Origin of the sequence: Demequina sediminis, assembly GCF_039545075.1 — a bacterium.
Taxonomy (GTDB): domain Bacteria; phylum Actinomycetota; class Actinomycetes; order Actinomycetales; family Demequinaceae; genus Demequina; species Demequina sediminis.
Map to the genome: position 1 here is coordinate 138,113 of NZ_BAABRR010000002.1, position 25,637 is coordinate 163,749.

At 70.9% G+C, this 25,637-nt stretch carries 24 protein-coding genes and 1 tRNA gene; 7 read left to right on the forward strand and 18 right to left on the reverse strand.

Translation table 11 applies throughout. The features are described 5' to 3' along the window. Positions 1 to 48: 48 nt before the first annotated feature. The 4 genes from ABEA62_RS02655 to ABEA62_RS02670 form a co-directional block, all read right to left on the reverse strand. Positions 49 to 2,568, reverse strand: a complete 2,520-nt coding sequence (locus ABEA62_RS02655) for a glycoside hydrolase family 65 protein (protein ID WP_286214012.1) — start codon at positions 2,566 to 2,568, stop codon at positions 49 to 51. Further along, positions 2,565 to 3,317, reverse strand: coding sequence for an HAD family hydrolase (locus ABEA62_RS02660; protein ID WP_286214013.1), 753 nt, complete (start codon positions 3,315 to 3,317; stop codon positions 2,565 to 2,567). Before ABEA62_RS02660 ends, ABEA62_RS02655 begins: the two co-directional genes overlap by 4 nt. Before the next feature lie 149 nt (positions 3,318 to 3,466). After that, positions 3,467 to 4,039 carry an aminoacyl-tRNA hydrolase gene (pth, locus tag ABEA62_RS02665; protein ID WP_286216723.1) on the reverse strand — a complete coding sequence of 191 codons (573 nt, stop codon included), beginning with the start codon at positions 4,037 to 4,039 and terminating at the stop codon, positions 3,467 to 3,469. A 76-nt stretch (positions 4,040 to 4,115) separates the two neighbouring features. Then, complete coding sequence (locus ABEA62_RS02670; RefSeq protein ID WP_286214015.1) at positions 4,116 to 4,703, reverse strand: 50S ribosomal protein L25/general stress protein Ctc; 588 nt, start codon at positions 4,701 to 4,703, stop codon at positions 4,116 to 4,118. A 212-nt stretch (positions 4,704 to 4,915) separates the two neighbouring features. Between ABEA62_RS02670 and ABEA62_RS02675 the strand changes: the two genes are divergently transcribed. Then, positions 4,916 to 5,713, forward strand: coding sequence for a DUF1206 domain-containing protein (locus tag ABEA62_RS02675; protein ID WP_345378429.1), 798 nt, complete (start codon positions 4,916 to 4,918; stop codon positions 5,711 to 5,713). Positions 5,714 to 5,718: 5 nt separating this feature from the next. Continuing rightward, a complete protein-coding gene (locus ABEA62_RS02680) occupies positions 5,719 to 6,444 on the forward strand; it encodes a phosphatase PAP2 family protein (RefSeq protein ID WP_286216724.1) in 726 nt (241 codons plus the stop codon). On the opposite strand, the gene ABEA62_RS02685 is transcribed toward ABEA62_RS02680, so the two are convergent. The 5 genes from ABEA62_RS02685 to ABEA62_RS02705 all read right to left on the reverse strand — a co-directional run bounded on the left by ABEA62_RS02685 (position 6,390) and on the right by ABEA62_RS02705 (position 12,775). Beyond that, complete coding sequence (locus ABEA62_RS02685; protein WP_286214017.1) at positions 6,390 to 7,442, reverse strand: glycosyltransferase family protein; 1,053 nt, start codon at positions 7,440 to 7,442, stop codon at positions 6,390 to 6,392. The two genes, ABEA62_RS02680 and ABEA62_RS02685, sit on opposite strands and share 55 nt — an antisense overlap. Next, positions 7,439 to 9,952 (reverse strand): sodium-translocating pyrophosphatase, encoded by a 2,514-nt coding sequence (locus ABEA62_RS02690; RefSeq protein WP_425557951.1) that lies wholly within the window; start codon positions 9,950 to 9,952, stop codon positions 7,439 to 7,441. Before ABEA62_RS02690 ends, ABEA62_RS02685 begins: the two co-directional genes overlap by 4 nt. A gap of 101 nt (positions 9,953 to 10,053) precedes the next feature. Beyond that, positions 10,054 to 11,034: a ribose-phosphate diphosphokinase gene (locus ABEA62_RS02695; RefSeq protein ID WP_286214018.1), complete on the reverse strand. Its 981-nt coding sequence runs from the start codon at positions 11,032 to 11,034 to the stop codon at positions 10,054 to 10,056. Then, positions 11,031 to 12,578 (reverse strand): bifunctional UDP-N-acetylglucosamine diphosphorylase/glucosamine-1-phosphate N-acetyltransferase GlmU, encoded by a 1,548-nt coding sequence (gene glmU, locus ABEA62_RS02700; RefSeq protein ID WP_345378558.1) that lies wholly within the window; start codon positions 12,576 to 12,578, stop codon positions 11,031 to 11,033. The genes ABEA62_RS02695 and glmU overlap by 4 nt, the downstream gene beginning before the upstream one ends. A gap of 125 nt (positions 12,579 to 12,703) precedes the next feature. Beyond that, positions 12,704 to 12,775: transfer RNA gene (locus tag ABEA62_RS02705), tRNA-Gln, on the reverse strand. Positions 12,776 to 12,883: 108 nt separating this feature from the next. On the opposite strand from ABEA62_RS02705, the gene ABEA62_RS02710 reads away from it, so the two are divergent. Together ABEA62_RS02710 and mscL are read left to right on the forward strand one after the other, a co-directional pair. Then, positions 12,884 to 13,480, forward strand: coding sequence for a TetR/AcrR family transcriptional regulator (locus ABEA62_RS02710; RefSeq protein ID WP_286216726.1), 597 nt, complete (start codon positions 12,884 to 12,886; stop codon positions 13,478 to 13,480). A gap of 63 nt (positions 13,481 to 13,543) precedes the next feature. After that, positions 13,544 to 13,939: a large conductance mechanosensitive channel protein MscL gene (gene mscL, locus ABEA62_RS02715; protein ID WP_286214019.1), complete on the forward strand. Its 396-nt coding sequence runs from the start codon at positions 13,544 to 13,546 to the stop codon at positions 13,937 to 13,939. Positions 13,940 to 13,946: 7 nt separating this feature from the next. On the opposite strand, the gene ABEA62_RS02720 is transcribed toward mscL, so the two are convergent. The 7 genes from ABEA62_RS02720 to rsmI all read right to left on the reverse strand — a co-directional run bounded on the left by ABEA62_RS02720 (position 13,947) and on the right by rsmI (position 21,062). Further along, complete coding sequence (locus tag ABEA62_RS02720; protein ID WP_286214020.1) at positions 13,947 to 14,879, reverse strand: 4-(cytidine 5'-diphospho)-2-C-methyl-D-erythritol kinase; 933 nt, start codon at positions 14,877 to 14,879, stop codon at positions 13,947 to 13,949. Further along, positions 14,876 to 15,739, reverse strand: coding sequence for a 16S rRNA (adenine(1518)-N(6)/adenine(1519)-N(6))-dimethyltransferase RsmA (gene rsmA / locus ABEA62_RS02725; RefSeq protein WP_286214021.1), 864 nt, complete (start codon positions 15,737 to 15,739; stop codon positions 14,876 to 14,878). The genes ABEA62_RS02720 and rsmA overlap by 4 nt, the downstream gene beginning before the upstream one ends. 5 nt (positions 15,740 to 15,744) lie before the next feature. Further along, positions 15,745 to 16,470, reverse strand: coding sequence for an aggregation-promoting factor C-terminal-like domain-containing protein (locus tag ABEA62_RS02730; protein ID WP_286214023.1), 726 nt, complete (start codon positions 16,468 to 16,470; stop codon positions 15,745 to 15,747). Between the two features lie 212 nt (positions 16,471 to 16,682). Further along, complete coding sequence (locus ABEA62_RS02735; RefSeq protein ID WP_345378434.1) at positions 16,683 to 17,531, reverse strand: TatD family hydrolase; 849 nt, start codon at positions 17,529 to 17,531, stop codon at positions 16,683 to 16,685. Positions 17,532 to 17,534: 3 nt separating this feature from the next. Beyond that, positions 17,535 to 19,319, reverse strand: coding sequence for a methionine--tRNA ligase (metG, locus tag ABEA62_RS02740; RefSeq protein ID WP_286214024.1), 1,785 nt, complete (start codon positions 19,317 to 19,319; stop codon positions 17,535 to 17,537). A 43-nt stretch (positions 19,320 to 19,362) separates the two neighbouring features. Continuing rightward, on the reverse strand, positions 19,363 to 20,226 hold the full coding sequence (locus tag ABEA62_RS02745) for a M15 family metallopeptidase (RefSeq protein ID WP_345378438.1): 864 nt from the start codon (positions 20,224 to 20,226) through the stop codon (positions 19,363 to 19,365). Continuing rightward, entirely contained in the window at positions 20,223 to 21,062 is an 840-nt protein-coding gene (gene rsmI, locus ABEA62_RS02750) for a 16S rRNA (cytidine(1402)-2'-O)-methyltransferase (protein WP_286214027.1), read from the reverse strand. Before rsmI ends, ABEA62_RS02745 begins: the two co-directional genes overlap by 4 nt. Before the next feature lie 55 nt (positions 21,063 to 21,117). Between rsmI and ABEA62_RS02755 the strand changes: the two genes are divergently transcribed. After that, entirely contained in the window at positions 21,118 to 22,632 is a 1,515-nt protein-coding gene (locus ABEA62_RS02755) for a dolichyl-phosphate-mannose--protein mannosyltransferase (protein WP_286214029.1), read from the forward strand. A 9-nt stretch (positions 22,633 to 22,641) separates the two neighbouring features. On the opposite strand, the gene ABEA62_RS02760 is transcribed toward ABEA62_RS02755, so the two are convergent. Beyond that, positions 22,642 to 23,085, reverse strand: a complete 444-nt coding sequence (locus ABEA62_RS02760) for an Lrp/AsnC family transcriptional regulator (RefSeq protein ID WP_286214030.1) — start codon at positions 23,083 to 23,085, stop codon at positions 22,642 to 22,644. 218 nt (positions 23,086 to 23,303) lie between these two features. Between ABEA62_RS02760 and ABEA62_RS02765 the strand changes: the two genes are divergently transcribed. Then, on the forward strand, positions 23,304 to 24,341 hold the full coding sequence (locus tag ABEA62_RS02765) for an ornithine cyclodeaminase (protein WP_286214032.1): 1,038 nt from the start codon (positions 23,304 to 23,306) through the stop codon (positions 24,339 to 24,341). A 14-nt stretch (positions 24,342 to 24,355) separates the two neighbouring features. On the opposite strand, the gene ABEA62_RS02770 is transcribed toward ABEA62_RS02765, so the two are convergent. Beyond that, the gene (locus tag ABEA62_RS02770) at positions 24,356 to 25,159 is read right to left on the reverse strand and encodes a transglutaminase-like domain-containing protein (RefSeq protein WP_286214034.1); all 804 of its coding nucleotides are present in this window, start codon (positions 25,157 to 25,159) and stop codon (positions 24,356 to 24,358) included. Between the two features lie 253 nt (positions 25,160 to 25,412). Between ABEA62_RS02770 and ABEA62_RS02775 the strand changes: the two genes are divergently transcribed. Further along, positions 25,413 to 25,634 carry a hypothetical protein gene (locus ABEA62_RS02775; protein ID WP_345378443.1) on the forward strand — a complete coding sequence of 74 codons (222 nt, stop codon included), beginning with the start codon at positions 25,413 to 25,415 and terminating at the stop codon, positions 25,632 to 25,634. Positions 25,635 to 25,637 lie beyond the last annotated feature (3 nt).

Here is a 25,637-nt window from a genome sequence, read left to right on the forward strand (position 1 = left end):
ACCCACCGACAGCGAACCGGACAATCCGGACAGTCGTCCCCACGCGGGCTACTCGCCCTCGGCCTCCTGCTCGACCACGGCGGGAAGCGACGCCGTCACGACCGACCCGTCTGCGCGCATCGTCCCGTGGAACGCCGCCGCATCCGGGGCGCCCCTCAGGCGCGGCCCCTGATCCGGAAGGTCGACGACCACGTCCTCGCCGCGCAGGATGCTCACGCGCTCGCCGCGCACCATGACGGTGAGGCCCTGGCCCTCCTCCACGGTGAACGCGATCTCGTGCTGACGCAGCGTCACGAGGAGCCGCGTGCCGCGCTGGGTGAGCCGGAAGCGCATCTCGGGCCAGCTCGCCGGGAGGCGCGGGTCGAACGACAACACGCCGCCGTAGTCGCGCATCCCGCCGAAGCCGTGGACGAGGGCGGACCACACTCCTCCCGCCGACGCGACGTGCACGCCGTCGGCGGTATTCGAGTGAAGGTCAGCGATGTCGACGAACAGCCCGTCCCAGAAGTAGCGCAGCGCGAGCTCGTGATAGCCCACCTCGGACGCCATGATCGACTGCACCACACCCGACAGCGTCGAGTCGCCGGTGGTGATGGGGTCGTAGTAGTCGAAGTCCGCCTTCTTCTCCTCGGCGGTGAACTGGTCGCCCTGGAGGAACAGCGCGAGCACCACGTCCGCCTGCTTGAGCACCTGGAAGCGGTAGATCACCAGCGGATGGAAGTGCAGCAGCAGCGGCCGCTTCTCGGGAGGCGTGTTCTCGAGGTCCCACAGTTCGCGCTCGTGGAAGAGCGCGTCCTGCGGGTGGATGCCCAGGTCCTCGTCCCACAGGATCGCCATGGCCTCGGCGGCGGACTCCCACTCGACCACCTCGGCATCGTCGAGGCCAAGCCGCGCGACCATCTTGCGGTACTGGTCGGGCCACAGCGAGGCCAGCTTGCGGACCGATGCCGCGGCGGAGCGGAGATTGGAGCGCGCCATGACGTTCGTGTAGAGGTTGTCGTTGACGACCGTCGTGTACTCGTCCGGGCCCGTGACGCCGTGAATGCGGAAGCTTGAGCCGTCGCCCTTGAGGTTGCGCCAGAAGCCCAGGTCGGCCCACATGCGCGCGGTCTGCACCAGGATGTCGATGCCCTCACGCGCGAGGAACTCGTCGTCCCCCGTGGCCTTGACGTACTTGTCGATCGCGAAGGAGATGTCGGCGTCGATGTGGTACTGCGCGGTGCCCGCCGCGTAATACGCCGAGGCCTCCTCGCCGTTGATGGTCCGCCACGGGAAGAGCGCGCCGTGCTGCGCGAGCTCGCCCGCGCGATCGACGGCCTTGGGCAACATCGTGTACCGATACCGCAGCGCGTTTCTGGCGATCCCCGGCGACGTGTAGACGAAGAAGGGCACCACGTAGATCTCGGTGTCCCAGAAGTAGTGGCCGCTGTAGCCGGAGCCGGTGACTCCCTTGGCAGGCACGCCCTGACCGTCGCCGCGGGCGGCAGCCTGCGCGAGTTGGAAGAGGTTCCAGCGGATCGCCTGCTGCACGCGGTCGTCGCCGTCGACCTCGACGTCGGACCGGGACCAGAAGTCCGCGAGCCAGTCCTCCTGGTCCTTAAACTGCTTGGCCACGCCCTCCGAGCGCACGCGCGAGAGCGTGCGGTGACAGCGGTCCCCCAACTCGCGCGCGGGCACCACGCGGGACGAGTGGTACGACACCACCTTGGTGAGCGTGAACGTGCGCCCGGGCGCCGCACGGAAGCGGAAGACGGCCTTCGCGTAGTCGGGCTGGACCTCGGTGTCGCGCTCCACCTCGCCGTCGAACTCGACCTCGTGCTCCATCGCGACCGCGAGCGTCATGCCGGAGTTGGCGCACTCGTAGCCGAGCATGAGGTGGTCCCCGTGCGCACGGTGGATGCGCGGCTCGAGCACGCGCTCGCTGAGCGACTCGGACTTGCGCGGGTCGAATGCCGCGGACGCGCCGGGGCTCGAGCGGTACTCGTCGGCCCCCGCCTGGCGGTTGAGGAGCTGCGAGGAGATCGCGACGGGCGCCTCCTTGTCGAGCAGCGTCACCTCGAACTGCATGATCGCGAGGTGACGCTGGACGAACGACACCATGCGCCGCGAGCGCACCCGCACGCGGTTGCCCGCGGGGGTGCGCCACAGCAGGTCGCGCGTGAGCACCCCCGTGCGCATGTCGAGCGTGCGCGAATACTCGGGCAGGTCCGCGACCGAGAGCAGGAGGGGCTCGTCGTCGACGTAGAGGCGGATGGTCTTGGGGTCCGGCACGTTGACGATGGTCTGGCCGGTGCGCGCGAAGCCGTAGGCCTCCTCCGCGTGGCGGATGCGCCACGTCTCGTGAAAGCCGTTGATGAACGTGCCGTGCGCGTGGGCGTCGTGGCCCTCCTCGACGTTGCCGCGCAGCCCGAGGTAGCCGTTGCCGACCGCGAACAGGGTCTCGGTCGTGCCCATGTCGGACGCGTCGAACTCCGTCTCGACCAGACGCCACGGGTCGGCGGGAAAGCGCAGGCGGTCGACGTAGTCGGGAGCGCTCGTGTCGCCGAGCGCGCGGTGCGCGGCCTTCACCGCGCCACCAGCTCGGCAAGGTCGGTGACGATCACGTCGGCGCCGCCCTCGAGCAGCTCCTCGGCCCCCGCGCCGCGATCGACGCCCACCACGAGGCCGAAGCCGCCGGCCTTGCCGGCCGCCACGCCCGACATCGCGTCCTCGACCACGACCGCGGCCTCGCGCGGCACGCCCAGCAGCTCGGCGGCATACAGGTAGGTGTCGGGAGCGGGCTTGCCCGCAATGCCGTGGTCCGCCGCGAGCTGACCGTCGACGACCACCTCGAAGCGGTGCGCGAGTCCCGCCGCGGCGAGCACGGCCGGCGCGTTGCGCGAGCTCGAGACCACCGCCATGGGGCAGCCGATCTCCTCGAGGTGATCGATGAGCGCGACCGAGCCGGGGTACGGCGTCACACCCTCGTCCCGCAGGATCGCGGAGAAGGCCTCGTTCTTGGTGTTGCCCACGCCGCAGATTGTCTCGGTGCCGGGGGCATCGTCCGGGCTTCCTTCCGGAAGCGTCACGCCGCGCGAGGCGAGGCATGCGCGCACACCGTCGTAGCGAGGCTTGCCGTCCACATGGGCGAAGTAGTCCGCGTCCGTGTAGGCAGGCGTGATGCCATGCGCGTCGAAGTAGTCGGTGAACATGCGCCACCAGGCGGCCATGTGCACGTCGGCCGTCGGCGTCAGCACACCATCCAGGTCGAACAGCGCGGCCCCAAAGCTCGCGTCGGGCGCGAGCGGGATGCGCCAGGGGCTGGTCTCGGTCGTCACGGGGTCTCCCTCCAGCTCGAGAGGCGGCCGGGGGGACCGCACTCAGTCGAACGCGCGTGCCCCAGGGTCATCCGGCGGCACGCGCGGCTCGTCTCATCGATACTAGCGACGCCCTCCCCCGTGCTGTCGAGCCGGTGCCGTCCGTCCGATCAACCCTTGGTGTGGAACCTCATCTGTGCGGCCTCGACGCCGGAGGCGAGAATCTCCTCGACGGCGTCCGCGGCATCGTCCACGAGGAACGGCAGCTCCTTGCGCTCGGCGGCGGAGAACGGCTTGAGCACGAACGTCGCGGCGTCCATGCGCCCCGGCGGGCGGCCGATGCCGACGCGCACCCGCACGTAGTCGGGGGTGCCGAGCGCCTTGGTGACGTCGCGCAGCCCGTTGTGGCCGGCAGAGCCTCCACCGCGCTTGATCTTGACGGTCCCGAACGGGATGTCGAGCTCGTCGTGGACCACGATGACCTCGGTCGGGGCGACCGAGTGATACTTCGCGAGCGAGGACGTGGGGCCGCCCGAGAGGTTCATGAACGACATCGGCACGCCGATCACGACGCCGCGGCCCGCCAGCCTCACGGTCGCGGATCGCGTGTGCGTCTTCTTGTTGACGGCGAGCCCTCCCCCGCCGCGGCGCGCGAGCTCGTCCGCCACCATCGCGCCAACATTGTGCCGCGTGTGCTCGTACTCGGGACCGGGATTGCCCAGGCCCACCACGAGGTCCGTCACGTCGATGTCCTCTCCCACAGACGACGACGCCCGGCGCGCCCACAGGTGGGCGAGCCGGGCGAACATCGAGATGCGCTTACTCCGCGGCGGACTCGGCGCCCGCCTCGTCGTCGTCGCTGGCCGCGCCGCGCGGGGCCAGCACGGTCACGACGACCGCGTCGGGGTCCGTCACGAGCGTCGCACCCTTGGGCAGCGGAACGTCGGACGCGTGGACCTTGGTGCCCTCGGTGAGGCCCTCGATCGACAGGTCGATGCCCTCGGGAAGGTCGGTCGCATCGGCCTCAAGCTGCAGCGAGGAGTACTCGGTGACGTGAATGGTGCCGGGGAAGGACTCGCCCACGATGTGCAGCGGCACGTCGACGGTGATCTTCTCGCCCTTGTTCACGAGCTGCAGGTCGACGTGCTCGATGAGACGGCGGACCGGGTCGCGCTGAACGTCCTTGACGATCGCGACGAGCGAGTCATCCTCGAGCTTGATGGTGAGCAGCGCGTTCGAGTGCTTGAGCGCGAGCATCGTGTCGTGCGCGGGGAGCACGATGTGGACCGGCTCGGTGCCGTGGCCGTAGATGACGGCGGGCGTCTGGTGAGCGGCGCGAGCACGGCGGGCCGCGCCCTTGCCGAACTCGGTGCGCTTCTCGGCGGTGAGCGTGAGCTTGTCGGACATGAGGTCTCCTCTTGCGTCAGATGGGGCCAAGGCAAGGCAGGGCTGCACGCATCTGCCGCGTCGATCACGCCGGGTACGCGTCCCAGCCTCGCCGAGGAACTGCGCTACTTTACCCGACGCGCGGCACCCCGCGCCACTCGCGGGCAGGAGCGGAGACGAAGCCGGGGCCGGGTGGGCGGAATGCGCTCGGCGGGAACGCCGTTGGAGGGAGCATGGCCACCTCATCGGCGAGTAGCGCCCGCGCCGGAACCTCGGGCGACATCTGGGAAAAGCTGGCACGGGCGGGATACGCCGTCTCCGGGGTCCTTCACCTGGTCATCGGCTTCGTGATCATCCGCATCGGACTCGGTTCGGGGGGCGAGGCGGACTCCGACTCCGCGCTCCAGAGCCTGCGCGATGCGCCGGCGGGTGCCGCGATCCTGTGGGCCTCCGCCGCGGCGTTCGTCGCGCTCGCGCTGTGGCAACTCGCCGACGCGCTGCGCGGCCGCGGCGACGGCATGGACCGTGCCAAGGCGGCGGGCAAGGCCGTCCTGTACGGGGCCCTCGCGCTGTCGGCCGCGTCGATCGCGAGGGGCTCGGGCGGCGGCTCGAGCGGCGACCAAGAGGCGCAGGGCCTCGCCGCGACGCTGATGGGTGCGCCCGCCGGGCGGATCCTCGTGGCCGCCGTGGGGGTCGGCCTGCTCGCGGGCGCCGTCTATCACGTGCACAAGGGTGCGACCAAGAGATTCCTGCGGGACCTCCGCGCGCTGCCCGGTCGCGAGCTCGGCACGGGAGTACGTGCGCTCGGCACGGTCGGCTACATCGCCAAGGGCATCGCGCTCGGGGTCGTCGGCGTGCTGTTCGCGCTGGCCGCCCTGACCGCCGATCCCGACAAGGCGCAGGGCATCGACGGCGCCGTCGAGCAGTTGCTCGACCTGCCGGGCGGCGCCGTCATCGTCGTGCTCGTCGGAGCCGGCTTCGCCGCGTACGGCCTGTACTCGTTCGCCCGCGCGCGCTACGCGCGGATGTGACGGCGATGCACCCCGGACCCGGCGCCGTCGCGCCCACCGCGGCGCAGGCGGGCCGTGCTCTTCTCACGCGCGTCCTCGTCCCCACGGCGGTCCTCTGGATCGTCGTGGTGGGAGCGGGATTCGCTCTCGCCGCGCTCGACGTCTCCGAGCGCGACATCAGCCAGTGGTTCGTCGACAACCGCACTCCCACGCTCGACTCCGTCACCGCCGTGGTCTCGGGTCTCGCGGACACGCAGGTCATGATCGCGACGTGCCTCGTGGTCGCGGGACTCGTGTGGTGGCGGACGGGCCAATGGTGGTTCGCGGTGGTCCCCCCGCTCGCCCTCTCGCTCGAGGCCGCCGTGTTCCTCACGAGCTCGATCGTGGTGGGCCGCGACCGCCCCGACGTCGACCAGCTCGACCACGCCCCGCCCACCTCGAGCTTCCCGAGCGGCCACACGGGGGCTTCGGCCGCGGTGTACCTCGCATTCGCGCTCATGGCGACGCGGATTCGTCATGCAGGGCTGCGCGTCGTGGTGATCGTCGTGTGCGCGCTCGTGCCGGTCGGGGTCGCGCTCGCGCGCGTCTATCGCGGCATGCACCATCCCACCGATGTGGTCGCGGGTCTCGCCGTGGGAGCGACGTGCGCACTCATCGCATGGTGCTGGCTCCCCGCGCGCGACCAGTCCTCGGGGATTCAGTCCTCGGGGAACCAGCGCGCGAGCGCGGCGGAGAAGCGCTCCTCGAACTGAGTGTCGTCGTGGTGGCGCCTGAGCCAGCCCACGAAGTCGCCACCCGCGACAGCGTCGAGCTCGGCGCGGCAGCCCGCGGGATCCGTGACGGCGCGCAGCAGCAGGTGCTCCGCGGATGCCGGGTCGGCATACAACAGCGGGTAGCCGGCGGGCAGCAGCGCCCTCGCCCAGGGACGGTCGGGGAACACCCCGACCGCGCCGGCCACCATCGCCTCGACGTACTCGAGCCCGTAGGACTCGTCCCGCGCGGTCGCGAGGAAGGCCGTGGTGCGGGCGAGCCGGTAGTAGTAGTCCTCGCGCGTCGCGGTGAGGGGCCCGACCCACGCCCAGTCCTTGCGCGACAGGCGAATCGCGTCCTCGGAGATGAGGTGCGCCTCCTCAAGGCGCATCTCGACGCGAATCGGGGTGCGCCGACGCACCCTCTCGACCACGTCGAGGAACAGTCGCGGCTGCTTGCGCTCGGACAGCCGAATCGCGGGATAGAGCACCACCGGCACCGCCGGTTCCTCGCGAGGCTGCACGTGGCCCAGCCGGATGCCCAGGTTGGACCAGTCGATGCGGGCCCCCTCGGCGAGTGACGGGACCGTTAGCGCCGCGACGATCTCGCGTACCTCGGTCGCGGTGCGCTCCGAGTTCGCGAACGTGGGAAACAGGGCGCACGCGAGGGCCAGCGAGGCGCGCTGGACGGGATGGGTGAACTGCGACGTGTTCCACCACACGAAGTTCGCGATTCGCGGCTCGGCGCCGCCCGCGGCGAGCGTGCGCCACACCGCGGGCGAGCTCACCACGTCCATGTTGATCACGACCGTGGTGCGCGGGTCCACGAGCGCGAGCGGCACCACGGCGAAGCCCTCCGCCCGCTGCGCCCGCGGCCCCACGAGAGCGGCCCCGGGGAAGAGCCGCTGGAGGCGGCGCACCAGGGTGGCCCGCGCATCGTGCCCCGCGACGCGACCCTCCACGACGGTCACGCCGTCGCAGAGGATCGCGACCGCGGTCATGCGCGCGCCGCGGCCTCGGCCGAGCGACCGCCTGCCACCTCGTCACCGGACGATGCGGGAGCGGCCTCCCCGGCATCGTCCCTGTCCCCCTCGAGGCTCGCGCGAATGCGCATGCCGTAGAACGAGCGATGCACGAAGAACGCGGAGGCCGCCAGGAATGCGGCCGCGAGCCAGTACACGAGCACCTGATTGCCCTGCGCCGTGAGACCCACCGCGAGCTCGACCGCGAGCAGGCCAAACAGCGTCGTGAACTTGATGACCGGGTTGAGCGCGACCGAGGACGTGTCCTTGTAGGGGTCGCCCACCGTGTCGCCCACGATCGTCGCCTCGTGGAGCGCGGTGCCCTTGGCGTGCAGGTCCACCTCGACGATCTTCTTGGCGTTGTCCCACGCCCCTCCCGCGTTCGCCATGAAGATCGCCTGGTAGAGGCCGAACAGCGCGATCGAGATGAGGTAACCGATGAAGAAGTAGGGCTCGACGAACGCGAAGGCCAGCGTCGCGAAGAACACCCCCAGGAAGATGTTGATCATCCCCTGCTGCGCATACTGCGTGCAGATCTCGACCACGCGACGCGAGTCCTCGGTCGAGGCCTTGGACGCGCCGTCGAGCCGGATCGTGTCCTTGATGTACTCGACGGCTCGGTACGAGCCGGTCGTGACGGCCTGAATCGACGCGCCGGTGAACCAGTAGATGGTCGCGCCGCCCGTGATGAGGCCGAGCAGGAACGGCGGATGGATGAGCGAGAGGTTCTCGATGCCCGTCGTGAGGCCGTCGGTGAGCGAGATGATGATCGAGAAGATCATCGTGGTCGCACCCACCACCGCGGTGCCGATGAGCACGGGCTTGGCGGTGGCCTTGAAGGTGTTGCCCGCTCCGTCGTTCTCCTCGAGCATCTGCTTCGCGCGGTCCCACTGGGGGTCGATGCCGAAGTCGCGGCGCAGCTCCTCGTCGATGCCGTCGACCTCCTCGATGACGGACAGCTCGTAGACGCTCTGCGCGTTGTCGGTGACCGGGCCGTACGAGTCGACCGCGATGGTCACGGGCCCCATGCCAAGGAACCCGAACGCGACGAGCCCGAACGCGAACACCGCGGGCGCGAGCATGATCTGCTCGAGTCCCAGCTCGGAGATGAGATACGCGCCGCCCATGAGCGCCACGATCGCCATGCCCAGCCAGTAGCCCGAGAAGTTGCCCGCGACGAGTCCCGACAGGATGTTGAGCGACGGCCCGCCCTCGCGAGAGCTCTTGACGACCTCGCGCACGTGGCGGCTCGAGGTCGACGTGAAGACCTTGACGAGCTCGGGGATGAGCGCGCCGGCAAGCGTGCCGCACGACACGATGGTCGCGAGCTTCCACCACATGCCGTCGGCCATGTCGCCGATCACCCAGAACGCCGTGAGGTACGTCGCGCCGATCGAGACGGCGGAGGTGAGCCACACGAGCGACGTGAGCGGGTGCTCGAAGTCCATGCGCGTCGCGCTCGCGTAGCGGCGCCGCGCCCAGGCGTCGTTGAGGAGATACGACACGGAGGACGCGAGCAGCATCGCGGCGCGCACCGCGAAGATCCACACGAGCAGCATCGCCTGGATGCCGGGGTCGTGGACAGCGAGCAGGAGGAACGTCACGAGCGCGACACCCGTGACCCCGTAGGTCTCGAAGCCGTCCGCCGAAGGGCCCACCGAGTCGCCCGCGTTGTCGCCCACGCAGTCCGCGATGACGCCCGGGTTGCGGGCATCGTCCTCCTTGATCTTGAACGCAATCTTCATGAGGTCGGAGCCGATGTCCGCGATCTTGGTGAAGATTCCACCCGCGATGCGCAGGGCCGCGGCGCCGAGCGACTCGCCGATCGCGAAGCCGATGAAACACGCTCCCGCGATCTCGCGCGGCAGGAACAGCAGGATCACGAGCATCATGAGCAGCTCGAGGCTGATGAGCACCATGCCGATGCTCATGCCTGCCTGGAGCGGGATGCGGTGAAGCGGTAGCGGCTTGCCATCGAGCGCCGCGAACGACGTCCGCGAGTTCGCGTATGTGTTGACGCGAATCCCGAACCACGCGACCGAGTACGACCCCGCCATGCCGATCAGGCTGAACGCGATGACCACCGCGACGCGACCCCACCCGAAGCCGACCAAGACGCCGTAGTAGAGCACGATCACCGACGCGATCACGCCCCACAGCGCGAGCAGGAACTTGCCCTGCTGGACCAGGTACGCCTTCGAGGTCTCGTAGATGAGCTCGGAGACCTCGCGCATCGACGCGTGCACCGGCAGCCGCCGGATGCGCGACAGCACGCTCACGCCGAACGCGAGGCCCAGCACGGTGACGAGCAGGCCGCCGATGAGCAGCGCGCTGCCCGAGACGCCTCCCGCGATGCTCACGTCCGACAGCTCCGGCAGCGTGAGGCTCGCCTCGCCGCCGTCGATGTGGCCGCCGGTGCAGCCGGACAGCGCGAGGGCGCCGCCGCCGGCGAGCGCCATGACAAGGAACCGGTTCCGCCTTTGGAACATTCTTACCCCTGGAATCGACCGAAATGGGGGGACGATTCGCAGGCTAGGCGCGCCGCGACGATGCGCGGGGTGACCTAGGACCTAGGCGGGCGGAGGAAGGCTCAGACGTTGCCGTCGAACAGGCTCGTCACCGAGCCGTCGTCGAAGACCTCGCGCACCGCACGCGCGATGAGCGGCGCGATCGACAGCACGGTGAGCTTCTCGAAGTTCTTGTCCTCCGAGATGGGCAGCGTGTCCGTCACCACGACCTCGGACACTCCCGAGTTCTGGAGGCGCTCGACCGCGGGACCCGACAGCAGGCCGTGCGTCGACGCGACGATGACGTCCTTGGCGCCGTTCTCGAACAGCGCCTCCGCGGCCTGGACGATCGTGCCGCCCGTGTCGATCATGTCGTCGACCAGGACACACGTGCGGCCCTCGACCTCACCCACGAGCTCGTGGACCTTGACCTGGTTGGGCACGGAGGGGTCGCGACGCTTGTGGATGATCGCGAGCGGCGCACCCAGGTGGTCGGACCACTGGTCCGCGAGGCGCACGCGGCCCGCGTCGGGAGAGACGATCGTGAGGTTGCCTGGCGAGACGCGGCTCTTGACGTAGTCCGCGAGCATCGGCATCGCCCACAGGTGATCGACGGGGCCGTCGAAGAAACCCTGAATCTGCGCGGTGTGCAGGTCGACCGACATCACGCGATCCGCGCCCGCCGTCTTGAACAGATCCGCCATGAGTCGCGCCGAGATCGGCTCGCGTCCCTTGTGCTTCTTGTCCTGTCGCGCGTAGCCGTAGCTGGGGATGATCACCGTGATGCGCTTGGCGGAGGCGCGCTTCATCGCGTCGACCATGATGAGGTGCTCCATGATCGCCTCATTGATGGGGGCGGCGTGAGACTGCAGCACGAACGCGTCCGCTCCGCGCACCGATTCGCCGAAGCGCACGTACAGCTCGCCGTTCGCGAACGTGTAGGCGGTGGTGGGGAGGAGGTCGATGCCGAGGTTCTCGGCGACGGCCTCGGCCAGCTCGGGGTGGGCCCTGCCACCCGCGAGGACCAGGCGGCGCTCGCTCGGGTTCGAGATGACGGCGTTCATGCTTCTCCCTTGTCCTTAACGGTGTGATGCGCAGCCGCGGCCCGCTCCTCTTGCGCCCCCGACGATAGTGCCCTCGCGACGGCTCCGTCCTGCGCGGCCCTGGCGGCCTCGGCGGACGGCGTGCCGGGGCGGCGACGCTCGACCCATCCCTCCACCACCTGCTGCGGGACGGCGTTGAGGGACAACGCCCCCGCGGGGACGTCGTGACGGACGATGGCCCCCGCGCCCGTATAGGCGCCGTCACCGATCTCGACGGGCGCGATGAGCGTGTTGTCGGAGCCGATGCGCACGTGGCTGCCCACATGTGACGAGGACTTGGTGACGCCGTCGTAGTTGACGAAGATCGTGCCGGCACCGATGTTCGAGTGCTCGCCCACGGTCGCGTCGCCCACGTAGCTGAGGTGAGGGACCTTCGAATGCGCGCCGATGGACGCGTTCTTGGTCTCGACGAACGCGCCGATCTTGCCGTCGGCACCCAGCACGGTGCCGGGGCGCAGGAACGTGAAGGGGCCCACGGTGGCGCCGGGACCGATGCGCGCGCCCGAGCCGTGCGTGCGGATCACGGTCGCGCCCTCACCCACCTCGACGTCGGTGAGAGTCGTGTCGGGTCCGACGGAGGCGTGCGCGGCCACGCGCGTCGCACCGTGGAGTTGCGTGCCGGGCAGCACGACCGCGTCGGGCTCGAGCACCACGCCGGCGTCGATCCACGTCGTGGCGGGGTCGACGACGGTGACGCCGTCGCGCATCCACCGCTCGACGATCCGCGTGTTGAGCGCGGCGCCCGCCGCGGCAAGCTGGACGCGGTCGTTCACTCCCTCGACGGCGCTCGCGTCGGGGGCGACGAGCGCGCCCACGCGCCCGCCGGCCTCGCGCGCGAGTCCGAGCACGTCGGTGAGGTAGAGCTCGCCCTGGGCGTTGTCGGTCGTGAGGCGCGCGAGGGCGTCACGCAGGTGTCCGGCGTCGAACACGTAGATGCCCGCGTTGATCTCGCGGATCGAGAGCTCGGCGTCCGTCGCGTCACGGTGCTCGACGATCCTCAGCACGGCGCCCGTGGCGTCGCGCACGATCCGTCCGTAGCCGCTCGCGTCGGGCACCTCCGCGGTGAGGACAGTGACGGCGTTGCCCTGCGCGTCGTGCGCCTCGACGAGCGCGCCGAGCAGCGCGCCGTCGACCAGAGGCACGTCCCCGCTCGTGACGACGATCGATCCCTGCACCTGGCTGTCGAGGACGGCGCGGTCGCCGACCGCACCGGCGGCGACCGCCGCGGCGACCGTGGTCGCATCGAGCGTCGACAGCCCGCAGCGCACCGCGCTGCCGGTGCCGGGGACGGCGTCCTGATCCGCGATGAGCGCATGCGGCGCGGCCTGCGCGACGTGCGCGGCGACCGCCTCGCGCTCGTGCCGCACGACGACGACGGTACGACGGGTGTCGAGCTCCGCGGCGGCGGCGAGCGCGTGCTCCACCAGCGTGCGTCCGGCGATCCGGTGCAGCACCTTGGGGGTGGAGGACTTCATGCGCGTGCCCGCCCCTGCGGCCAGGATCATCACTGCTGCGGGTGGAGTCGGGGTCAACGGGTCTCCTCACGTAGCGAACCCCGGCGGGGCGGACGGTGGGGTCAGTCTATCCCGGCGACCGCGCCGTCCCGTCGCCGGGAGGCCGACCGTCACGGCTCCGCCCAGAGGATTCGAACCTCTACCGCAGGGCTCCAAAGGCCCGCATGCTGCCGTTACACCAGGGCGGAACGGGGCGGTCGCGCGGGGCGCGCCGCTTCCCGGGCGACCAGTCTGCCAGGATTCACGGCACACTGGACCCCGTGACCCTCGAACCACGCCGCATCCCCCGCTCGCGCATGACAGCGCGCGAGCGCCGCGAGCAGCTGCTGACCGTGGGTCGCGCTCTCTTCGCAGAGAAGGGATTCGAGGGCACGTCCGTCGAGGAGATCGCGTCCCGCGCCGACGTCTCGAAGCCCGTGGTCTACGAACACTTCGGCGGCAAGGAGGGCATGTACGCGGTCATCGTCGACCGCGAGGTCGAGGGGCTGCTGGGGGCGCTCACCGGGGCGCTGTCGCAGAAGGCGCATCCCCGCCAGCTCGTCGAGCGCGCGGCGCTCGCGCTGCTGGGCTACATCGAGGACTCCCCCGACGGCTTCCGCATCCTCGCGCGCGACTCCCCCGTCGCGCAGGCCTCGGGGACGTTCTCCTCGCTGCTGGGCGACGTCTCCGCCCAGGTCGAGGGCCTGCTCGCGGACCAGTTCCGCAAGCGTGGACTGGATCCGGCCGCGGCGCCGTTCTACTCGCAGATGCTGGTGGGCATGGTCGCGCTCACGGGTCAGCACTGGGCGGAGGTCCGCGAGCCGTCGAAGCACGTGGTCGCTGCCCACCTGGTGAATCTCGCGTGGAATGGGCTGTCCTCGCTCGAGAGGCGCCCGGATCTCCCTGAAAGCTGAGCCGCCAGTCGCTAGAGTGCTGGTGTGCGCCGGCACGGGCGCACCGCTACCTCGGGAGACGCAATGATCCAGGGATTCAAGGCCTTCATCACGCGCGGCAACGTGGTCGACCTCGCGGTCGCCGTCGTGATCGGCACCGCCTTCACCGCGGTGGTCACCGCGATCGTCACCGGCGTCATCACGCCGCTCGTGGCCGCCATCTTCGGCGAGCCCGACCTCACGTCGGTGGGCAACTTCACGGTCAACGGCGCCGAGTTCTCGATCGGCCTCGTGCTCGACGCACTCTTCACGTTCCTTACCGTCGCCGCTGCGGTGTACTTCATGGTGGTCGCGCCGCTCAACGCGCTCGCCGCACGCCGCAAGAAGGACGAGCCCGCGCCCGACGAGGCCGTCTCGCCCACCGAGATCGAGCTGCTCACCGAGATCCGCGACGCGCTCAAGGCCAGGCCCTCCGCCTGACCTCGGGTCAGTCCTGAATCACCACGGTCCCGCCGGCCGGGCCCGATGCGGTGAGCACGGCATCGGCCACCTTGGCGGCGCGCAGGTGAGCCGCGATCGCGAGCGCGTGCTGACGCGAGCGCGCGAGCGCCACCACCGTGGGGCCCGATCCCGACACGATCGCGCCGCACGCGTCGGCGGCCTCGGCCGCCTCGAGCACCTGCATGAGTCGGGGCATGAGCGCGAGGGCGGGCGCCTCGAGGTCGTTGGTGAGGGAGGCCCCCAGCGCGACCGGGTCCCCCGCCATGAGCGCCGTCATGACCTCGGTGCACACCGCGAGCTCGGAGGGCGACTGCGCGCCCTCGTCGACCCTGCGGTCGTACTCCGCGAAGACGAGCGGCGTCGACAACCCCGCGGCCTGCGTCGCGATCACCCAGTGGAACTGTCCGTGTGACATCGCCGGGGTGAGCACGTCGCCCCTGCCCATGCCGACCGCCGTGTGGCCGTGGAGGCTGAACGGCACGTCCGCACCCAGGCGGGCCGCGAGGCCAGCGAGTGCCCCGCGCGAGGCCCCCACGTCCCAGGCCTCCGCGCACGCGACGAGGGCCGCGGCAGCATCGGCCGATCCTCCCGCCATCCCGCCGGCGACGGGGACTCCCTTGACGATCCTCAGGTCGACGCCGTCCGCGATGCCGTAGGACTCCGCGAGCAGCTCGGCGGCGCGCCACGCGAGGTTCGACTCGTCGACGGGAACCCCGGCCGTGTCGATCAGCGATCCGGCCGCGGCGTCGACCGCGAGCGTGATGCGGCCGTCGGTGCGAGGAGTCGCCTCGACGATCTCCCACAGGTCGAGCGCCTGAAACACCGTCGCGAGCGGGTGGTAGCCGTCCTCGCTGCGGGGGCCCACGGTGAGCTGCAGGTTCACCTTGGCGGGCGCCTTCGCGCGGACGGTCCTGGTCATTGGTCCAGCCTGCCAGAGGCGAGAGATTCGGCAATCCGTGCGAAGTCGACGATCGTCAGCTGCTCGCCGCGCGTGAGCGGCTCGATGCCCGCGCCGCGCAGCGCCGCCTCCGCGGCAGCGGGCGAGCCCGCGAGCGTCGACAGCGCACCGCGCAGTGCCTTGCGCCGCTGCGAGAACGCGGCGTCCACCACAGCGAAGACCTCCGCCCGCGAGGCGGTGGTCGCCGGCGGCTCGCGCCGCTCCATGAGGACGAGGGCCGAATCGACACGCGGCACGGGCCAGAACACCGCCCTGCCCACGTCGCCCGCGCGGCGCACGGCGCAGTACCACGCGGCCTTCGCGGACGGCACGCCGTACGTGCGTGACCCGTGCGGGGCGGCGAGCCGATCGGCGACCTCGGCCTGCACCATGACGAGCACGCGCTCGAGGCTCGGGAAGGTCTCGAGGAAGTGCAGGATCACCGGCACGGACACGTTGTACGGGAGGTTCGCGACGAGCGCCGTGGGCGGGTCGGGCAGGTCGGCGGCGCCGATGCGCAGGGCATCCGCGGGAAGGCACGTGAAGCGGGCGGCCTCCTCGGGCGCGCGCTCGGCCACGGTGGCGGGTAGCGCACCGGCGAGAACGGGGTCGATCTCGACCGCGGTGACGTCGGCGCCCGTCTCCAGCAGCGCGAGTGTCAGCGAGCCGAGCCCAGGCCCCACCTCGACCACGTGGTCGCCCGCGCCGACGCCGGACAGTCGGGCGATGCGGCGGACCGTGCCGGCATCGACCACGAAGTTCTGTCCCCACTTCTTGTGGGGGGCGGTGTCGAGCGCCTGGGCGAGGTGACGGATGTCGGTGGGACCAAGGAGGCGCGCCACCGGCTCTAGTACCAGCCCTTAGTCTCGGAGTGGTTCCACGCTCCGCACGGCGTGCCGTAGCGGCCCTTGATGTAGCCCAGTCCCCAGCGAATCTGCGTCGACGGGTTGGTGGCCCAGTCAGCTCCCGCGGATGCCATCTTGGATCCCGGCAACGCCTGCGGGATGCCGTGCGCACCCGACGACGGGTTGTGGGCGTTGGGATTCCAGCCGGACTCGCGGGCCCACAGCGCGTCGAGGCATGCCCACTGGTCTCCCGACCAGCCATACATGTCCGCGGCGATCTGCTGACCGAGCGCGCGGGCGGTGCCCGGCGAGACGGAGGAGGTCGCGGGGACGGCGGGCTCCTCGCGCGTGCCGACCGCGATGACCTCGTCAGTCGGGGGCTCGACGGTCACCGTGACGCTCTCGACGCGCGACACCTCGACGCCGCCCACGTAGGTGACGTCGTACGTCACGACCTCGGAGCCTGCCTTGCCCTCGGTCACCACCTGCTCGGTGCCCTTCTCGAGGTTGGGGTCGTCCTTCTTGACCGAGCCCGGCTCGAGCGCGACCTCTTCAGTCTCGGTGGTCACGACCGCGGCATCGGAATCCGTGGCGATCTCGGGCAGCGCCGCGAGGTCAGCCTGAATGGCGAGCTCGCGATTCGCGTCGAGCGCGGGCACCGCGGCGGCCGCGATCGAGCCGATCGCGAAGGATCCGATCGCGACGGAGGCGCCCACCTGGGTCAGCACTCGGATCCTCGCACCGCGCCGGTTGCGGCGCTCGCGCCGGCCCCCGGGCATGGGGTTGGAACGTCGATAACTCACGTAGGTCCTCTCGTCTGCGGCCGGGCATCACAGCCGCCACGGTCGCCTTCTCTGACGCCCTTTATCTCATAGTGATCACGGAACGCGCCAGCCGAGCCTGAAGGGCACGACGTGTGGGATGGCCCACATCCGCCGGTCTACCAGGGACCGTACAGGCTTTCCGTCGTCCGCGAGATCGTGGTGCACGCGAGCCCCAGATCGACCTCCTTGACCTGCGCGATGGTGCGCATCGTGAGCGGCACCAGATAGGGAGCGTTGGGCGCACCGCGGTGCGGATGAGGGGTCAGGAAGGGCGCGTCGGTCTCGACGAGGACGCGCTCGAGCGGGGTCACCGCGAGCGCGGCACGCAGGCCCGCCGCGTTCCTGAACGTGACCGTTCCCGCGAAGGACAGGTAGTAGCCGCGGTGAGCACACAGCCGCGCCATCGCGGCGTCGCCAGAGAAGCAGTGGAACACCGTGCGCTCGGGGGCGCCGTCTCGCTCGAGCACGTCGAGAACCTCGGCGTGGGCGTCGCGGTCGTGGATTTGCAGGGGTAGGTCGAGTTCCTTGGCGAGCGCGATGTGGTCGCGAAACGCGGCCACCTGGGCGTCGCGCCCGTCCTCGGAGGTCCGGAAGAAGTCCAGGCCGGTCTCCCCGATCACGCGGATGCGCTCGCCCCGCGCGATCGCCGCGATCTCGGCGAAGGCGTCGGCGTAACCCACCCCGCTCGGATGGGTGCCCGCCGCGTGCAGAGGCGCCTCGTTGGGATGGAGCGCCACCCCGCCCACGAGGGACGGAAAGGTCTCCACGGCATCGGCCGTCCAGCGCGCCGACTCGAGCTCGCAGCCAATCTGCACCACGCGGTCCACGCCCACCGCCGCCGCCTCGGCGAGGCGCGCCTCGACCGTCAGCTCGGGCTCCCCCGCGGGGAACTCGAGGTGGCAGTGGTTGTCGACCACGGCCACCGGCAGCGCCTCGGGCGCGGGGGGCCAGGCTCCCGCACGCATCGGCTACTCGTCCGCCATCCGCGCGAGCTCGGACTCGACCATGTCGTCGTCGAGCTTGGTGAAGACCGGTGACGGCGGAGGCACCGGCGTGCCCGCCACGAGCGGGGTGCGCTCCCACGCCCCGCCGCGGTAGTCGCCCTGGATGACGGGGTAGTGGCGGTCGGGCAGGTCAAGGTCGTCGACCTCGACCATCTGGGGCATGGGGGAGAGCACGCCCGTGCCGCCCAGCGCCTCGTGCACCTTCTGCGCGCTGTGCGGCAGGAACGGCGACATCATCGTGTTCGCGTCGGACACCAGCTGGGCCGCCACCGCGAGCACGGTGCGCATGCGCGCGGGGTCCTCGTTCTTGAGCTTCCACGGCGCGGTCTCGGCGAGGTACTTGTTCGCATCGCCGATCACGCGCATGGCCTCGGAGACCGCGGCGCGCTGACGCTGCGTCGCGATGAGTTCCCCCACCTGCCCGAACGCGGCCTCCGACGCGGCAAGGGCCGCGCGGTCAATGTCCGCGAGCTCTCCCAGCGCGGGGATCTCGCCCACGTTCTTGTGCAGCAGCGACGCGGTGCGATTGACCAGGTTGCCCCAGCCCGCGACCAGCTCGTCGTTGGTGCGGCGCTTGAACTCGGCCCACGTGAAGTCCGCGTCCGACGTCTCGGGGCCCGCGACGGCAATGAAGTAGCGCAGCGCGTCGGGCTGGTAGCGCGAGAGCATGTCGCGCACGTAGATCACGTGTCCGCGCGACGACGAGAACTTAGCGGACTCCATCGTGAGGAACTCGCTCGACACCACCTCGGTGGGCAGCTGCAGGTCCCCGAACTCGCTCAGCTGTCCGCCGCGCGCCCCGCGGCCGTTGGCCGCGATGAGCTCGCCGGGCCAGATCTGCGAGTGGAAGGTGATGTTGTCCTTGCCCATGAAGTAGTAGGACAACGCGGCGGGGTCGTTCCACCACAGCCGCCACGCGTCGGGATCGCCCGAGCGGCGCGCCCACTCGATGCTCGCGGACAAGTAGCCGATCACCGCGTCGAACCACACATAGAGTCGCTTGGCGGGATTGTCCTCCCAGCCCTCGAGCGGGACGGGGATGCCCCAGTCGATGTCACGCGTCATCGCGCGCGGGCGTACGTCGGCGAGCAGGTTGCGCGAGAAGTTGAGCACGTTGGGGCGCCAACCGTGGCGCGCGCCCAGCCAGTCGGTGAGGGGCTGCACCAGCGCGGGCAGGTCGAGGAAGAAGTGCTCGGTCTCGACGAACTTGGGGGTCTCGCCGTTGATCCGGCTGACGGGGTTCTTGAGGTCGATCGCGTCGAGCTGGTTGCCGCAGTTGTCGCACTGGTCGCCGCGCGCGCCGTCGTAGCCACAGAGGGGGCACGTGCCCTCGATGTAGCGGTCGGGCAGGGTGCGGCCCGTCGACGGCGAGATCGCGCCGCGCGTGGTCTGCGAGATCATGTAGCCATTCGCGTGGACGGCACGGAACATCGCCTGCGCGACCTGGTAGTGGTTGCCCGTCGTGGTGCGCGTGAAGAGGTCGTAGCTGAGGCCGAGCGCCGTGAGGTCCTCGACGATCACCCTGTTGTAGCGGTCGGCGAGCTCCTGGGGGCTCACCCCCTCGCCCTCGGCCTGCACGAGGATGGGCGTCCCGTGCTCGTCCGTGCCCGACACCATGAGGACGTCGTGGCCCGCGAGGCGCATGTACCGGCTGAAGACGTCCGACGGGACGCCGAAGCCGGCGACGTGACCAATGTGGCGGGGACCGTTCGCGTACGGCCAGGCGACGGCGGACAGGATGCGTGACATGGCGACCATCCTAGTGTTCGCCGGGCGGCCCGAATCCGGGCCGCTAGGAGTAGTCGGGGGCGGGATCGAGGCCGAAGAACTCCTCGAGCGTGGCGACCCCGCGCGCCCTCATCTCGGCCGCCAACTCGGTGCCGACGTAGCGCAGGTGCCACGGCTCGAAGATGTATCCCGTGACGTCCTCCTTGCCCTCGGGATAGCGCACGATGAACCCGTGCTCCCACGCGTGCTCGGCGAGGAACCTCCCCGCCGGGGTGACCGCGAAGCACGACTGCAGGTCGCAGCCTCCCGCGTGCACGTCGACGGAGAGACCGGTCTGGTGCTCCGAGAACCCGGGGCGCGCCGAATAGCGATCCGCGCGCACCTGGCCCGACCGCTCGACGTAGGTCGTGTAGAGCGAGCCCTGGAGGTCGCGGTCGCGGAAGCCGGTCGACATCGCGAAGTCGGCGTCCGCCGCGCGCGCCGCGTCCCGCAGGCCCGCGAGCGCCGCCGCGGCCTCCGCACGCAGACGCGTGCCACTCGCCCCCTCGACGGTCTCGAGATCCGCGGGCTCGTAGTCCTGGGGGACCATCGGCCGCGCCTTGTTGACCACGACCCAGATCGAGTCGGGGTCGTCCACGCTGTGGGCGCTGGCGTCAAAACCCAGCACCGGCGAGGCGACCGGCGCTGGCGAGGCCGTCACCACGGGAGTGGCGCTCGAGGTGGGCGCGTCGGAGGCAAGGGGGGACGATGCCGGGGTCGCCGAGCCCGGCGTCACCGGGGCCACGGGCGCGGCCTCCACGCGGCTGCCGAAGTGCACGCTCCACAGTTCCGCAGTCAGCATGCCCAGCCCCATGCCGACGATCGCCACCGCGCACGCGGCCGCGACGAACCGCCTGCGCCGATACACCGGCGCGTGCGAGACCCTCATCGCGAGGACCGCGCTTCGAGCACCGCGGCGTACAGCTCGCGGCTGGGCACGCCAGCGGTCGCCGCGACGTCCGCGACCGCGTCCTTCGCGCGCTCACCCGAGGCGGCGCGCGCGAGCACCTCCGCCACGAGAGCTGGCAGGCCGAGCGACTCGACCGGGCGCCCGCCGACCGTGATGACGATCTCTCCCCGCGGCTCGGACGCGCTGGCCCACTCCGCCAGCTCGTCGAGCGTGCCGCGCCGCGTCTCCTCATACGTCTTGGTGAGCTCGCGCGACACCGCCGCGCGGCGCTGGCCGCCCCACGCGTGCGCCATCGCGGCGAGCGTGGCGGCGAGCCGGTGCGGAGCCTCGAAGAACACGAGCGTGCGGTCCTCCGTCGCGAGGGACGCGAGCCTGCCCGCGCGCTCGCCCGCCTTGCGCGGCAGGAAACCCTCGAACGCGAAGCGATCCGTGGGCAGTCCCGACAGCGCGAGCGCCGTCAGCGCGGCGGACGGCCCGGGCAGGACGGTGACGTCCACGCCCGCCGCGGCCGCGGCCTCGACGACGCGGAAGCCGGGGTCAGAGACGGTGGGCATCCCGGCATCGGACACGACCACGACCGTCTGGCCCGCCGCCGCACGCTCGACGAGCACGGCGGCACGCTCGCCCTCGTTGTGGTCGTGCACGGCGATCAGCTCGCCGCCGATCCGCAGCCCCAGACGCGTCGCGAGGTCGCGCGTGCGGCGCGTGTCCTCTGCGGCGACGACGTCGGCGGTCGCGAGCGCGTCACGGAGCCGGTCGGAGGCATCCCCCGCGTTACCGATCGGGGTCGCCGCGAGCACGATCCGGCCAGTCATGCCCCCACTGTCCCACACGGCACTCGCGCGGGAGCCTCCCGGCTAGGCTTCGCGTGTGAATCTCGCGACGCTGTGGCGCTGGCGCGCCGCCCTCATGGCCACCGGCGTGGGAGCCCTCGCCGCGCTGCTGCGCCTCGCCGCGCTCTCGGAGCCCCATGCCCTGGTCTTCGACGAAGTTTTCTACGTGCGCGGCGCCTACTCGCTCACCGCGCTCGGCTTCGAGGGGGACTGGACGGGCGACGACGCCGCGTTCGCGACTGGAGACACCTCGGGACTCACCACCGAGGGCGACTTCGTGGTGCACCCCATGGTCGGCAAGCTGCTCATCGCGCTGGGCATCGCGGTCTTCGGCAACGAGCCGTTCGGCTGGCGCGTGGTGGGAGCGGTGCTCGGCGCCGCGATCGCGGTCATGGTCGCGCTCGCCGCGCGGCGCCTGTTCCGGTCGACGGTGTGGGGCGCAGTGGCCGGCGTGCTCATCGCGGTCGACGGCCAGGCGATCGTGCTGTCGCGCACCGGGCTGCTCGATGGCTTCCTCACGTTCTTCGTGGTGCTGGGCTTCTGGCTGCTCGTGATCGACAGGGACCGCACCCGCGCCCTCCTCGAGCGCCGCGCGGCGGCAGCGCGCGCCGCGGCGGGATGGGGCGCCGATGCCCCGCTCGCGGGCCTCGGCCCTCGCACCGGGGTGCGCTGGTGGCGGCTCGCGGCGATCCTCGCCTTCGCCCTCGCGGCGTCGACCAAGTGGTCGGGGTTGTACTTCGCGGCGGCCTTCCTGCTGCTGTCCGTCCTGTGGGACGCCGTCGATCGCCGCGCGGTCGGGGTCGAGCGGTGGTTCGCGGGGACGCTGGCGCGCGCAGTGCCCGCGGGAGTCGCGACGCTCGTGATGGTCCCGGTGGTCTACGTCGCGACGTGGGCGAACTGGTTCGTCACGGACGGCTCGTACGGCAGGAACTGGGCGCGTGACAACCCCGGCGAGGGCGTCACGTGGCTGCCCGACTCGCTGAACTCCCTGCTCCACTACCACCAGCAGATGTGGGACTTCCACACGGGGCTCACCACGGAACACCCGTACATGTCGAATCCGTGGTTCTGGCCCCTCCAGTGGCGGCCCACGGCCTTCCACTTCGAGGACGTCGACGCGGCGTGCGGAGCCGAGCGGTGCGTGAGCGCGATCCACGCGCTGGGCAACCCCGTGCTGTGGTGGCTCGCGTCCGCCGCGCTCGCGTGGGCGCTGTGGCGCGTGCTCCGCCACCGCGACGTGCTCGCACTCACGGTCGCGGCCGGAGTGCTCGCGGGCTGGGTGCCGTGGCTGCCGTACGCCTACCGCACGATCTTCACGTTCTACTCGGTCGCGTTCGCGCCCTTCATGGTGCTCGTGCTCGTGTGGGCGCTGCGGCGGATCGCCCAGCCGGATCGGCTGGAAGGCGGGTGGTCGCGCAGGGGCGTCCTTGTCGCGGGCGGCGTGGTCGCGGCCATCCTCGTGGTGTCCGCGCTCTTCATGCCGCTATGGGTGGGCACGCCCATCCCGTTCGGCTACTGGCAACTCCACATGTGGCTGCCCAGCTGGGTATGAGCCGCGCGGCTATCCCTCGCGGTTCTCGACCAGCCTGGACAGGATGATCGCCGAGCGAGTCTTGTCGACCTGAGGCGCGAGGCGCACCTTCTCGAGCGCCGCCTCTAGGTCCGGCATCGTCGCCGCCCGCAGGCGCACGATAGCGTCGGCCTGACCGGTCACCGTGAACGCCTCGACCACGTTGGGGATGCCCTCGAGGATGCGGCGCAGGTCCTCGGGCGCCACCGTGCCGCGGCAGAAGAGCTCGACGTGAGCCTCGGTTCCGGCGCCGTCGAGATCCGGGTCGAGCCTTACGCGGAAGCCCTGGATCACGTGGTCGGCGACCATGCGGTCGACACGCCTCTTGACCGCCGAGGGCGACAGCCCGATCCGCGTGCCCATCTCCGCGTAGCTCGCGCGACCGTCGATCCGCAGCTCGTCGATGATCCGCCGGTCCAGATCGTCGATCGACATCTCCACCCCTTCGCAAGCAACCTGCACGTGAGCGCCTATTCTCGCACGGATGCCGCGCACTCAGGACGAAACCATCAACTATTCACTGAAACACTGGGCGTGGGAGGAGGAACCATGACGTCCATGCTCGGCCACTCGCGCATCGTCGCGTCCCCCTCCCTCAACCCCTGGGAGGCCTCGAGAGTTCCCGCCACTCCCCTCACCACCGAGGAGCAACCATGGTGACCTTCGTCGACGTCCCGCTCATGCGCCAGTGGGTCGGAGAGCACGGCGCCGCCGCGCTGATTCGCGACCTGGTTCCCTACCTCGAGGCGGACTTCCGGCGGTGGCCGGAGTTCGACAAGGTCGCGCGCGTGGCCTCCCACTCCCCGGTGGGAGTGATCGAGCTCATGCCCATCGCGGACGCGGCATCCTACGGCTTCAAGTACGTCAACGGACACCCCGGTAATCCCTCGCGCGGGCTCCAGACGGTGACCGCATTCGGCATGCTCGCGGATGTCGCGAGCGGCTATCCCGTGCTGCTCGCCGAGATGACGATCCTCACGGCGCTGCGGACCGCCTCGACCTCGGCGATGGCCGCGCGCCACCTCGCGCGCCCGGGCTCCCGCGTGCTCGGCCTGATCGGCGCCGGCAGCCAGGCGGAGTTCCAGATCCTGGGCATGCGGGACGTCGTGGGCATCGACACCGTGCGCGCATGGGACACCGACCCCGCGGCCCTCGACAAGCTCGAGCGTCACGCCGATTCCCTTGGGGTGGAGCTCGTGAGGGCGCGCTCCGCGGCGGACGCGGCGGAGGGCGCGGACATCATCACCACATGCACCGCGGACAAGGCCTACGCGACGGTTCTCACGGACGCCATGGTCGCGCCGGGCGTGCACCTCAACGCGATCGGCGGCGACTGCCCCGGAAAGACAGAGCTCGATGCGGCGCTGGTACGCCGCTCAAGCGTCTTCGTCGAGTACGAGCCGCAGACGCGCGTCGAGGGCGAGATTCAGCAGGTGGCGGCCGACCATCCCGTGACGGAGCTGTGGCGGGTCCTCACGGGCGGGGCACCTGGGCGCGAGAGCGAGGCGGACGTGACGCTCTTCGACTCGGTGGGCTTTGCGCTCGAGGACTTCACCGCCCTGCGGTTCCTCCTCGATCGCGTGGGCGGCACCGCGCACGCGGGCAGCGTCGACCTCATCGCCGATCCCGCCGACCCCAAGGACCTGTTCTCGCTGGTCGCGGCGCCCCGCGTCGCGTGGCGACTGGCGTAGAGTCCGCGCGAGTCTCAGCCGAGCCGCACACGCGCGCCCGGGCCGTCGACGGCGTCCTCCACCGTGAAGGGCTGCGCGGTGGCGCTCACGGACATCGACACCAGGTCGACGCCCTCGCCGATGCTCGTGAGGAAGGCCGTGTCCGCCGCGTCGCGGCCGGTCGCGATGCGCACCATGGTCGACCGCGGCGCGAGACCCGTGGCGTCGATCACCCACCACTCGCCGTCGACCAGCGCCTCCGCGACCGCGTGGAAGTCCATCGGCTCGAGGCCGGGGGCGTAGACCGCGACCACCCGCGCGGGCAGGTCGCACGCACGCAGCAGCGCGACCACCAGGTGGGCGAAGTCACGGCACACACCCGCCCGCGCGAGCATCGTCGCCGCCGCCCCATCCGTGGGGGAACTCGCCCCCGACACGTACGCGAGGCTCCCGCGCACCCACGCGGCGACCGCCTCCACCAGCGCGTGCCCCGCGAGTCCGCCGAACTGCGCGACCGCCGTGGGCCCCAGCGTGTCCGACTCGCAATAGCGGCTGGGCCGCAGGTACGTCACCTCGTCGAGCGGCGCAACGGCGACCGGAGCCGCCATGCCCCGCACCAGGGCGTCGTACGCGACGTTCACGGGCCCCTCCCCCACGTCCACGACGTGCAGGCGGCCCCCGTGGGAATCGGCGAGCTCGCTCCACGCGCACTCGCGCCCCGCCTGGGTCACGGCGAGGGACTCCTCGCGGTCGTGGCCGTCACTCACCGCCACGGCGAGCACGAGTCGTGCGGGACCCGAGGCGTGCAGATCGAGCCGGGCGCTGAGTCGACGTTCCATGTGCGCATCCTGTCACGGCCCCCCTCCACCCCCGGAGAGCCCGGGCGCAGAAGCGGCAGACCGGTCGCGAGCGAGCTGACCGGTATGTCAGCCACCGCCGTGGATGCACTGTGCGGAGTCGTGGGCGTCGTCGCGCCAATGTCGTCTTGACCACCGGGGTCTCGACCTGATCGACACCACTCCGCCCGCGCTGTTCGTACGGTTCGTGTCGACGCGTGTCCCTTTCATCGGCACAGGCATCGGGGGGGAAGTCGTGCTGCTGGCGTGGGTGCTCATCGATGCACGGATCGCGAACGACGTCACCAGCCCCCGACTGTCCTCCATGGCCATGGAGCCGAGCGTCGCGCGCGCCGACCCGAGGTGCGCCTCCTTGGCGCTACCTGCCGCGCCGCTCCTTGCCGCGATCGTCAAGAACACCGGCCACACGTACGCAGTCATTGAGGACGATGCCGCGGAAGGCGACGATGCCGCGTAGGCA